The sequence below is a fragment of the Oceanirhabdus sp. W0125-5 genome, from assembly GCF_027938815.1.
Taxonomy (GTDB): domain Bacteria; phylum Bacillota; class Clostridia; order Clostridiales; family Clostridiaceae; genus Oceanirhabdus.
The window spans coordinates 4,769,383-4,782,782 of the sequence record NZ_CP115913.1; the positions used below are offsets into that span (position 1 = coordinate 4,769,383).

2 protein-coding genes are annotated in these 13,400 nt (G+C 29.4%); both read right to left on the reverse strand.

Annotated elements, in window-relative coordinates; all coding sequences use genetic code 11:
• Positions 1-6: 6 nt before the first annotated feature.
• Positions 7-6,366, reverse strand: coding sequence for a non-ribosomal peptide synthetase (locus OW730_RS22230; protein ID WP_271226243.1), 6,360 nt, complete (start codon positions 6,364-6,366; stop codon positions 7-9).
• 33 nt (positions 6,367-6,399) lie between these two features.
• Positions 6,400-13,389: a non-ribosomal peptide synthetase gene (locus OW730_RS22235; protein ID WP_271226244.1), complete on the reverse strand. Its 6,990-nt coding sequence runs from the start codon at positions 13,387-13,389 to the stop codon at positions 6,400-6,402.
• Positions 13,390-13,400: the final 11 nt, after the last annotated feature.

The following is a 13,400-nucleotide window of genomic DNA, read 5'->3' on the forward strand; positions in this document are numbered from 1 at the left end:
AAGATATTAATTTTCAAATAAATCAGTTATATAGTCAAGATCTTCAATAGAAAGTGTATTATCTCCTAAATCAGATGGAGTAATGTCACTGTCAGTTTTTTTAACACAATGATCAATAATACTAGTTAAACTATCGTAATAATAATCTACAAGTTTTTGCACTGTACTCTTATTGTATTCATGTTCGTCATAACTAAAATTAAGTACCAACTTATTATCTATTACCATTCCGTTTATATCAAAAGCATATTTTCTTTCTATCTCTTGACTGGCACTCATACCTGTTGGCATTTTTGAAATCTCAAACATTTCTGTTTTCAGATCCTCATCAAATTGACCAAGATAGTTGAAGCTTATTTCTGGCTGTAAATTAAATTTATCTTTAGATATAATTTCTTCTGGTGATAGATATTTTAGTACTCCATATCCTATTCCCTTATCTGGTATGTGCCTTAAATCTTCTTTAATATTTTTTACTAGTTTTGACAAATCATTATCTTCACACATATCTAGAATAACTGGGTATTGAGAAGTAAACCACCCAACTGTTCTTGTTATATCTATTTCTTTAATTATTTCTTCTCTTCCATGTGCCTCAAGATTAATAAGCACCAAGTGTTCTCCTGTCCACTTTTTAAAAGCTTGTCCTAATGCTGTGAGTAATATATCATTAATTTCTGTGTTGTATGCTTTATTTACATCTTTTAATAGCATCTCTGTATATTGAGTATCTAAGGTCATAGATGCAATGCTGCAATCTCTCTCTTTTCTCTTTAAAACCCTATTATCTCTTGGTAAAGATTTAATATTACTTGATTCTATTTTGACCCAATAATCCACTTGTTTCTTTAACTCATTGCTCTGAGCAAAATCTTGTAAATTTTTAGACCATCTTTTAAATGAATCAGTCTTTAAAGGTAGTTTTATTTCTTCATTATTTTGTATCATTTTATAAGAGGATTCAAAATCTTCAAGTATTATTCTCCAAGATACTCCATCTACTACTAAATGATGTATAGTTATAAGTAGATGTTCTCCCTCATCTGTCTTAAATAATGCTAACTTCACAAGGGGCCCATTTTCTAGATCTATACTAGCCTGTACTTTGTTAGCCTCTTCTTCAATACTATTCACACAATCCCCTTCACCTCTTAAGTCAACTACTGTCAATTCAAAATACTCTCCATCTAGATCTCTGTTGTATTCCTTTATTATTTTTTCTTGTGTTTTGAATACCATCCTAAGTGCATCGTGATGTTCTACTATTTTTGTAAATACTTTTCTTATGTGAACTTCATCAAAACCACTTTCTCTGAATATCATTATTGAATGATTGAAATGGTGTCTTTCTATATTTTTCTCTTGGAAAAATTGTACTTGTATTGGAGTAAGACTTACCTCCCCCTCCACATAACTCTGATTAGAAATAGCACTAGAAGTCTTGATAAACCTACTTAATTGCCCTATTGAATGATACTTAAATAAATCTTTTATATCCATTTTAAGGCCATATTTATTAAGTCTTGATGCTACTTGTATTGCTTTGATTGAATCACCACCTAAGCTAAAGAAGTTATCATTGATTCCTACTACTTCTACTCCAAGGACTTCTTCCCATATTGTCTTAAGCTTTGTTTCAATCTCATTTCTAGGGGCCACATATTCTACACCTGTGATGATATTCCCATCAGGTTCTGGTAATGCTTTTTTATTTACCTTACCATTTGATGTAAGTGGAATTTTATCAATATGCTTGAAATAAGAAGGAATCATATAATCAGGTAGTGTTTTACCTAAATGTTCTCTGATTTCATCTACTGTAACTTCTCTTTTTATTACTATATATGCACATAAATATTTCCCTCTCTTATCATCCTCACGTGTTATTACAACAGCTTCATTAACTGCTTCATGTTTAAGAATCTGATTCTCTATTTCACCTAGTTCTATTCTAAATCCTCTTATTTTTACTTGATGATCTATTCTACCCATGTACTCAATATCTCCGCCTGGAAGTAGTCTAGCTAAGTCACCGGATCTATAAATTATATCTTTTTCATTATATGGATTGACTATAAATTTTGTACTGGTTAGTTCAGGTTTGTTTAGATATCCCTTTCCTACTCCAATTCCCCCTACACATAATTCACCAGGTATTCCTATGGGCTGTACATTCATATATTTATCCATAATATAAACATTCAAAGTTGGTATTGGCTTTCCTATATTACTTATATTTAAATTGATTTCATGTTCAGTTATTTCTTTGTAGGTGACATGTACAGTAGTTTCCGTTATTCCATACATGTTTATTAGCTTTGTATTTGGATATTTGACTTTCCAACTTTTAAGCATAGCTGGCTTTAAAGCTTCACCACCAAAGATTACGTAACGTAATACAAGCCCACCATCATCATTTCCATTATCCGCCTTAATAAGATTATTAAATGCTGTAGGAGTTTGATTCAAAACTGTAACTTTATTTCGTTTTAGTAACTTTAAAAATTCTGTTGTGTCTAGTGCCTCTGATTTTGGAACAACTACAAGTTTTCCTCCATATAACAGTGCTCCATACATCTCCCAAACAGAAAAATCAAAACAAAATGAGTGAAACATTGTCCATACATCACTTTCACTGAAATCAAACTGAAATTTATCATTAAATAGAAGCCTTACTACATTTTTATGTTGAATCATCACACCTTTAGGTTTACCCGTAGTCCCTGAAGTATATATAACATAAGCCAGGTCATTAGGCGTATTATCTACTCTAAGATTGCTGTCTTCCCTTAGATATATACTATCTTTGTCCATATTTATTATTTTTCCATCATATTTCAAATCACTTAATAGATTAGATTTAGTTAATAAAATTTGAGCCTTACTATCTTCCAATGTATATATTATTCTATCTTTTGGGTATGCTGGATCTATAGGTAAATATGCGCCTCCTGATTTTAATATTGCGATCATTCCTATAATCATTTCCATTGAACGCTCTACCACTAATCCAATAACCTCATTAGGTTTTACTCCATTCTCCAATAATTCTCTAGCAAGTTGATTTGCTTTGCTGTTTAATTCACTATAAGTTAGACTCTTATCATCAAATATGATGGCAGTATTATCAGGTGTACGGTTTACCTGTTCCTGGAATATTTGATGTATTGTTTTATCATCTGGAAATACAGCTTTTGTTTCATTGAAATCAAACAATATTTGTTTTTTTTCTTCTTCTGAAACCATATCTATATCTTTAATTTTTTCTTTCGGATTGTCAGTTATTTCTTCTAATATTCTCTTGAAATGTGATATTAGTCTCTTTATAGTATCTTCATTAAATAATTTAGTGCAGTACTCTACACTTACATTTATATTATCCTCCGATTCCACAGCATTAAATGTTAAATCAAACTTAGAAACTGTTTTTGTATTATTATATGGTTTGATTATTAAGTCATTTATACTTATCTCGTCACTTTGCTTGTTATGCAATACAAACATGGTATCAAATAAAGGATTTCTGTCTAAGTGCCTTTCCAACTCTAGTTTTGTTACTAATTCCTCAAATTGATAACTTTGATTTTCATATGCAGCCATAAAATTGTCTCTTACCTCTTTTAAAAAACCTTCGAATGTTTTTTCTCCTTTTGGATAGTTTCTCAAAGCAAGAGTGTTTACAAACATACCTATCATATTCTGAGTATCTGCATGATTTCTTCCCGCAATAGGAGAACCAACTACTATATCTTCTTGTCCTGTATATTTAGATAGTAATGTATAATATGCTGACAATAGCACCACATACAAGGATGATTTCATATTCTTTGCTAACAACTTAAGTTTTTCTGATAAATTATTATCTATTTCAAAATAAATTTCATTTCCATCAAAACTTTTTACAGCTGGTCTTGAATAGTCTGTTGGTATATTAAGTACAGGAATATCACCTTCAAAGGTATTAACCCAGTATTCTTCCTGCTTTTTAATTGCTTCTGACTCAAATAGCTTGTTTTGCCATGCTGTAAAATCTTTATACTGTACTGATAATTCTGGTAATTTTTTTTCATTATATAAGTCAGCAAATTCTCGTATCATTATAAAAGTAGACACACCATCTGATACTATATGATGCATGTCAACAAATAATATATGTTTATCATTTCTGATCTTTACAAATTTAACTCTTATCAATGGTGCTTTACTCAAATCAAAAGGTTGTATAAATTTATTTTTTAATTCTAAAATCTGATTCTCTTCTGCTTCCTCATATATCACTTCAATACATGATTCTTTATGTATTTTTTGTACTATTTCACCATTCAACATTTCGAAGGATGTACGGAGGCTTTCATGTCTCCTTACAAGTTCTTTAAATGCTTGTTCTAATTTTTCCTTACATAATATTCCTTCTAATATAATAACCTTAGATATATTATAAGTTGTTCCTACCCCTTCAAGTTGATTAAGCATATATATCCTTCTCTGGGCTGCTGAAACTGGATAATATTCTTTCTCTTCTACCTTTTTTATAGATGTAAATACATTACATTTAGTCTGCTTCATATAATTATCAAGCAATTTTATTGTTGGATTTTCAAAAATATCTCTTAGAGATAATTCAAAATTCAACTCTTTGTGTATTCTTGATACTGCTTCTGCCGCCCTTAGAGAATGCCCCCCTACGTCAAAGAAATTATGGTTTATTCCTATATCATTTCTTTTCAAAATGTCTGACCAAATATGGAGTACTTTTTCTTGTGTTTCATTTTCAGGTGCTTCATATTCTGTTTCACATTCAAATTGTGGTTCAGGTAGTGCATTTCTATCTATCTTTCCACTGCTAGTTAATGGCATTTTGCTAAGCTGAACAAAGCCAGTTGGAATCATAGAATCTGGTAATCTGCTATACAGATATTTCTTAAGTTCACTTACAATTAATTGGTTAGAAGAAATGATATATGCACAAAGATATTTGTTTCCGTCTGAATCGTCTCTTGCAACCACCACAACTTCTTTTACACCTTTAAAGCCCAAAATATGACTCTCTATTTCACCAAGTTCTATTCTGACACCTCTTAATTTCACTTGATGATCTATTCTACCGCAGATTTCAACATTTCCACTTGGCAACATTCTTCCCAGATCTCCAGTTTTATATATAATATCATTAGGGTTATCACTAAATGGATTTTGAAGAAACACTTTTCTACTCAGTTCTACATTATTATAGTATCCTGATGTAATATAAGGAGTTCGTATATAAATTTCCCCTATGCTCCCTGTATCACATATCTGCATCTCATCATTTAATATCATAACTTGAGTCCCATTCATAGGCTTTCCTACTGGAACAGATATTCTGTCTACATCACTCTTATCAACCCTATGAAATAGTTTAACTAATGTTGTTTCTGTAGGTCCATATAAATTCACTAGTTGAATTCTTGTATCAAATAATTCAATAAACTTTCTAATATCATTACCTCTTAATAATTCACCTGCTAAGAGAACATATCTTAACTTTTCAAAATGATTTGATTCTTCTATCTCATGCATAATTGCCTTAAATATAGTTGGAACCATATGCACTAATGTAATTTCCTTCTCATCTATCCATTGAATAAGTCTATTTGGGGTTATTATACTCTCTTTATCTTTAGGTATATATAAGGTAGCCCCAGTACACAAAGCAACAAAAACATCTCTTAAAAAGGGATCAAAGGTTATAGACGTTAACTGACTAATCTTAAAGTCTTCATTTATGCCGAACTCTCTTATTTCCCAATCTATAAAATGCTTTAAACTTCTATGTCTTCCAAGAATAGCTTTTGGGGTTCCTGTAGATCCTGATGTAAAATAAATATAGCAATGTTTATTATTACTTAAGGATTTACAATAATTTTTTTCCATATTAATATCAAATTCTAAAATATTTAGATTCTTATAATTTTCAATCTCATCTTTGATTGAATCTAAAACTAATACATTTATTTTTTTGTTTTCATTCTCCATAATGCTATTCAATTTATTTAGCCATGCTGATTGAGTTACTACCCAATCAGCATCTATGCTATTAATCATTAATTTGATTCTACTCTCAGGAAATAATGGATCTAAAGGTGCAAATACTGCTCCACATTTAAATATTCCCATCATTGTTTCAATTATTTCAATACCGTTTTCAAGCATAACAGCAATGTTTCTCTTGTTACCAATTTTTATATTTAATGTATTTGCAATTTGATTAGCTCTTTCTTCTAGTTCTGAATAACAAATACTTCTATCCCCGTGCTCAATTGCTGTTTTATTAGCAAACTTTGATGCAATGATACTTACTCTTTCATGCAAAAACTCTGTTTCCATAAATTATCCTCCTTATTCAATCAAAAGCTGTAATTAGAAAAACTCTTGATTATCAAATTCAACGTCAAATTCTTCTAAATAAACATCTGTTTTATTAGTGCTCCAAGATAGAATTTCATTTATTAATTTATTCTCATTATTTATTACCGATTCCATAACTGGTTTAAAGTTATTTAAGATATTTTCTATCATATATCCTTCTATATCACTTCTAAATGTAGCTCTCAAAGATATCTTATCTACACCTTCGGTAACATATAAAGTTAAACTATACTTAGGTTCTATCTCTCGAAACTCATATGGACTTATATTAATTTCGGAGAGCTTTAATTCCTGATCCTTTTGATATGGAAGATAATTAAATAATATTGAAAATAATGATGTATCCTTAAGTTTCATTTCTTCCTTAGCCATTGAAAATAAATCTTCATATGGCAAATCTTGATATTCTAGTGCTTCCATTAAATTATTATTTACTATTTGTAGATAATCCCCAAATGTATCATTTTTATCAATATTAGTGCGAACAAGTAAAACATTTAAGAAAACGCCCATAATATTTTCTAAATCCTTATGTTTCCTGCCTGCAACTGGAACACCTATGGTAATATCATTTTGATTGCAAATTTTCATTAATATTATTTTGAAAATCGCTAACATGAATGTAGATTTAGTAATGCCATATCTAATACAAAAATCATTCATTTTCTCATATATTTCTGTATCTAATTCACTCTGAATAACTTTCCCAAAAACTTGTCCATTGTTGATGTATGTTGACCTAGGCAGTTCAGTTTTTGCGAAATCATTTAATTTATTCATCCAATAGTCACGTATATTCATCATAGCCTGCGACCTTATAAATTCATTATTCCATGATGCATAATCTTTATATTGTATCCTTAAATCCTGTAATTCCCTACCTTCATAAGCACTAGTAAATTCCTTACTTAAGATATTTGTTGATATTCCATCAGTGATAATATGGTGCATGTCGAACAAAAGCAAGTGTTTCTTATGAGCATACTTTATTAATGCAACCCTCATAAGCGGGGCTTTCTCTAAGTCAAATGGTTTAATAAATTGCTCTGCAATAGCTTTTATATTATTCTCTTCTGTCTCTCTGTACTCAATATTCACGTCAATATTACTATGAATCCTCTGCATTGGCTCTCCATCAACTATTTTAAATGATGTTCTCAATACTTCATGTCTCTTAACTATCTTATTTATCGCTTCTTCAAATTTAACTTTGTTTAAATCGCCTTCTAAAATTAAGCCTAGTGGAACATTATATGCAGTTGACTTCATATCAAGCTGCCACATAATATAAATCCTATTCTGAGCTGATGATATTGGATAATACTCCATTTCTGGAAGCTTTGGTATAGAAGTATATTCTTTTTCTTGTGATTTCTTAATATATTTAGAGAGACGCTTTATTGTTGGACTTTTGTATATCTCACTAAAAGGCACTTCAATATTTAGCTCTTCATGTATCCTTGACACTAAGACTGTAGCGTTTATTGAATGTCCTCCCAATTCAAAGAAGTTATGATTAATCCCTATATTTTTTACATCTAATACCTCTTGCCATATCTTTATCAGCTTTTTCTCAATTAAATTTGTTGGAGGAACATACTCTGTACCTGTATCAATATCATTTTCAGGATGTGGAAGTGCTTTTCTATCAACCTTTCCACTTGTAGTAATTGGCATTTTCTCCATTTGAACAAATCTTGAAGGAACCATATAACCAGGTAAATCATTTGATATATGTTCTTTTAATTCAGGAATTAATAATTTGGTTCTTGCAACAATATATGCACATAAATATTTAGCTCCGTTGGAATCTACTTTATCTATCACAACAGCTTCCTTAATATCATTATGTTTTAATAATTGCGTTTCTATTTCTTCTAACTCAATTCTATATCCTCTAATCTTAACTTGATGATCTATTCTTCCCTGGAAGGTAATATTCCCATCTGACTCCCAACATGCTAAATCCCCAGTTCTATACATCTTTTCACCTAAAGAGAATGGATTTTCCACAAACTTTTCTTCTGTAAGTTCTGGTTTATTTAAATATCCTCTAGCTAATCCATCACCTGCTACACACAACTCACCAGATGCCCCTATTGGACACAACTTATCATCTTTATCTAAAATATAAACTCTAGTATTATAAATAGGTTTTCCTATTGTGGTTATACCTTTTTCACATTTTGTAGCTATAGAGTCTACAGTACCTTCTGTTGGCCCGTAATGATTACTTAAGTCGTATCCTTGTGAAAGAATTTTATCTTTTAAAGAATCTTCAAGACAATCACCCGCAACTAGAACTTTATTTAAACTTTTAGGTTTAGAAGCATCACTTAAAAGTTCTTTTAAGGTCATTGGCACAAACTGAGCAATATTAATGTTATTTTTATCTATAAAGTTTATAAACTCTTTTTTATTAAGAGCTATCTCTTTTCTTACGATATAAAGTGTTCCTCCATATATAAGGAAAGGAAAAATTTCTACTATAGAAGCATCAAATGAGACATTAGCCATGTGTATAATTCGCTTGTTTTTTTCTATAGAAAACATATCCTTATACCATTTCGATATATTTACAACACCTTTATGTTGAAGCATTACACCTTTTGGGTTTCCTGTTGATCCTGAAGTATACATTACATATAATAGATCTTCTGATTTATTTATATTCTCCAACTTTTTTACATCTCTTCTGTAAATGTTTTCATCACTAATGTCAATAATTTGCCCATTGTATTCAATATTATCTTGAAAATTATTATGTGTAAGTAATATCCTTGAATTACTATCACTAAGCATATATTGAATTCTTCCAATAGGATACTCAGGGTCAATAGGCATATACGCTCCTCCAGCTTTCAAGACACTTAAAATTCCTATAATCATATCTATGGATCTTTCAGCCATTATACCTATTATTTCATCTCTTCTAACATCATGTTCCCTCAATAATTCAGCTAATTGATTTGTCTTTTCATTTAATTCTTTATAAGTAATACTTTTATGCTCATAAACTATAGCTATCTCATCTGGTGTCTTTTCTACCTGTTCCATAAAAAGCTCATGTATTGTTTTTTCCCTATCATAATCCATCCTTGTGTCATTAAAATCAAAGAGAATTTTCTTTTTTTCTTCTTCTGTGAAAATCTCTATATCCAATATATTTATCAAAGGATTTTTAGTTATTTGTCTCAAGATATTAACATAATAATTTGATAATCTTTGAATAGTTTGCTTTTTAAACAAATCAGTGGCATATTCAAAACTAAAGACGATTCTATTTTCTTTTTCATAAGCATCTAATGTTAGATCAAATTTAGATATTTTATTTTCCATTTTTATATTTGTGAATTTTAAATCATCTAATTCTATTGTCTCTTCATCAAAATTGCTTAGTGAAAATACTACATCAAATAAAGGATTTCTACTCATATCTTTAGATAAATTTAATGCTTCCACTAAATCTTCATATTGATAATCTTGATTGTCATATGCCTTCAATGTATTTTCTTTAATCTCATCTAATAATTGCATAAAACTTTTTTTACCACTTGGATAACTTCTTATTGATAGCATATTAACAAACATACCTAAAATATTTTGCAACTCAGCATGTCGTCTGCCAGCTATTGGTGAACCTATCACAATATCCTGTTGTCCAGTATATTTATTTAACAATATATTATATACAGCTAATAAAACCATATATAAAGTTGAGTCAGTTTCTTTAGCCAGCATTTTTAAAGTCCATGATAACTCTTCATCTATTTCAAATTCAAATCTATCTCCTTCAAAGCTTTGTATTGCAGGACGTTGATAATCTGTATTTATATTAAGTATAGGAGTTTCTCCTTGAAAAACATTTTCCCAATATTCTTTTTGAGTATTATATTTCTCGCTCTTAAAAAACTCATTCTGCCATTGTGCATAATCCTTATACTGTACTCTAAGAGGACTTAAAATTTCTCCTTTATATAATTGAATAAATTCTTTAATTAGTATCCCTGATGATACACCATCAGATATTATATGATGTATATCAAATATAATTATGTGTTTATCCTCTTGAATCTTCATTAATCCCATTCTTAGTAATGTAGAATTACTTAAATCAAATGGTCTTACAAAATTATTTATAGCTTCATTAATATTTGTTTCAGTTGTATATTCAATAAAATCTATATTGAAATCTATGTCTTTATTTATCTTTTGTACTATTTGTCCATCTATAACTTCAAATGATGTTCTTAAGGATTCATGTCTTTTTATCAATTCATTAATAGCTTTTTGAACTTTCTCCTTAACAAGCTTTCCTTCAATTTCGATAGCACAAGGCATATTATATCCTGTACTTTCAGTGTTAAATTTATATTGTAAATACATTCTCTTTTGAGCTGATGATACCTCATAATAATCCTTTTCTTCCGTAGAATCTATTGATGAATATATACTTTTTTCTCCATTTTCAATATACTCACTTATTCCCTTAATTGTTGGAGCTTCAAATATTTCTCTTAATGGAATTTCCATCTCAAATTCTTGATGTATTTTATTTGAAAGTATTGTTGCTTTTAATGAGTGCCCTCCAAGATTAAAGAAGTTATCATTTATTCCTATTCTGTCGACTCCTAGTACCTCACTCCATATTTTTGAAAGTGCTTCTTCTACTTTATTTCTAGGTGCTTCATATTCACTTAAAATAATTTCTAAATCTGGTTCTGGAAGTGCTCTTCTATCAAGCTTTCCATTAGTTGTTATAGGCATCTTCTCTAGTTGCACAAAATAAGCAGGAATCATATAATCAGGTAAATTTTCTTTTAAATAGTCCCTTAGGTTTAACTCACTAATTTCTTTATCACTAACTACATAAGCACTTATATATTTTTCTTTTTCCTTATTTTCCTTTACCACAACAGCAGCTTCTTTAAGATCTTCATGTTGTAATAATCTGTTCTCTATCTCTCCAAGTTCTATTCTGAATCCTCTAATTTTAACTTGGTTATCTATTCTGCCTAAAAACTCAATATTTCCATCAGGTAACCACCTTGCCAGGTCTCCTGTTTTATACATTTTCTTTCCAGATTCAAATGGATTATCTACAAACTTTTTAGCTGTTAGCTCTGGTCTATTTAAATATCCTCTTGCTACTCCTTCTCCCCCTATACATAACTCTCCAGCTACTCCTACTGGATTCAGCTGATTATTATTCATAATATATATTTTAGTATTTTGTATAGGCGTACCTATTGATACATTATCTCCTTTAAATCTTTTATCAACTGAATACATGGTTGCATAAATAGAAGCTTCTGTAGGTCCATATAAGTTTTCAAGCTGAATTTCAGTAAACTTATTATAAAAATCAAAAATTATATTTGCTTTTAGTTCCTCACCAGCTGCAAACACATATTTTAAACTTTTTACCTTGTCCATTCTATTCCCTATCATCTCATTAAAAAGATTTAAAATTGATGGTACAAAATTAATATGTGTTACTTTATATTTTTCAATTGAATCAATAATTGAATTTATATCCTTCTGATCATTCTCATTCATAATTGCTAAAACACCATTTCCGAAAAACCACCCAAATAGTTCAGTTACTGATACATCAAAAACATAATTTGTTTTTAATAAGTAAACATCATTATTCTCAACTGGATATTTCCTCTGCATCTGATCTAAAGTATTAATTGCGCTTTTATGCTCAATCATTACTCCTTTTGGTTTACCAGTGGTTCCTGAAGTATAGATAACATATGCTAAATCACTGAAATTATTGATTTGTTCTAAATTACTTGAATCACCTTTAAACAAATCTTCATTATATAAATCTATGATTTTTCCATTGAAATTCAAACTACCTGATAGATTTTCTGTGCTTAATAGTAGGTTACTTTCACTATCCTTTAACATGTATTCTATTCTTTCCTTTGGATAGCTTGGGTCTATAGGAAGGTATGCTCCTCCTGCTTTTAAAATCCCCAATATTCCTATTATCATCTCTGGAGATCTTTCCACCATTATTCCTACTATACACCCTGGACCTATTTTATTTTTTCTTAATATTCTTGCAATTTGATTTGATTTTTTATTTATTTGTGTGTATGTTAACTGTGTTCCTTCAAATACTACTGCAATATTATCTGGCTGTTTTTCCACTTGAGCTTCAAATACTTCTTGTATTGTCCTATTTTTAGGATAATCTATCTCTGTATCATTAAACTCATATAGTATTTGACTCCTCTCTTCCTCAGACAATATTTTTATATCTTTAATACTCTGATTATGATCATTAAGGATATCATCTAAAGTTTTTCTAAAACACCTAGAAATATTTGCAATTGTACTTTCAGAAAATAAATTTGAATTATATATAACTTGAGCTTTTATAGTGTTATCTTTCAGTAATTCAAGTAAAAATGATATTTCATTTTTACTTGAATTGCATATATAATTAATGTACTTATCTTCATGAAGGTTCTTCATACATATGTTTATTGCTGTTATTTCCATGATATCTTTACAAACATTGCTATCTGATAATATTGATGTATTTAAAAAGTCTTGATTTTTATATACATTTAAGATCTGTTCTTTAATTGATTTCATATATTCTTTATAAGTTTTCTCATAATCCACATATGAACTTAATGGTAATACCTTACTATTTGCTAATTTTCTTTTATTTTTAGGATTAAAGTAAGGAATTCCAACTGTAATATATTTTTTAAACATATATTTAGATAAATTGACTTTAAGTGCTGATACTAAGAATGAATATATCAAGAAACTATTTTTCTTGCACATTTCTGATAGTTTAATGCCGCAGTCCCTATCAATTGATATATTATAAATTTCTTTTTTATAACTTATATCACTATAATAATCATGCTTCAACTTTTCACTTTCTTCTGCTTTCATTAATTCTTTCATCCAATATTTATGTGAATTAAATTGTAGTTCATTTTTTTCCACAATCTCACCTA

Coding starts and splice junctions, on each gene's coding strand:
- OW730_RS22230 (WP_271226243.1), bottom strand. CDS start 6,366: ATGGAAACAGAGTTTTTGCATGAAAGAGTAAGTATCATTGCATCAAAG.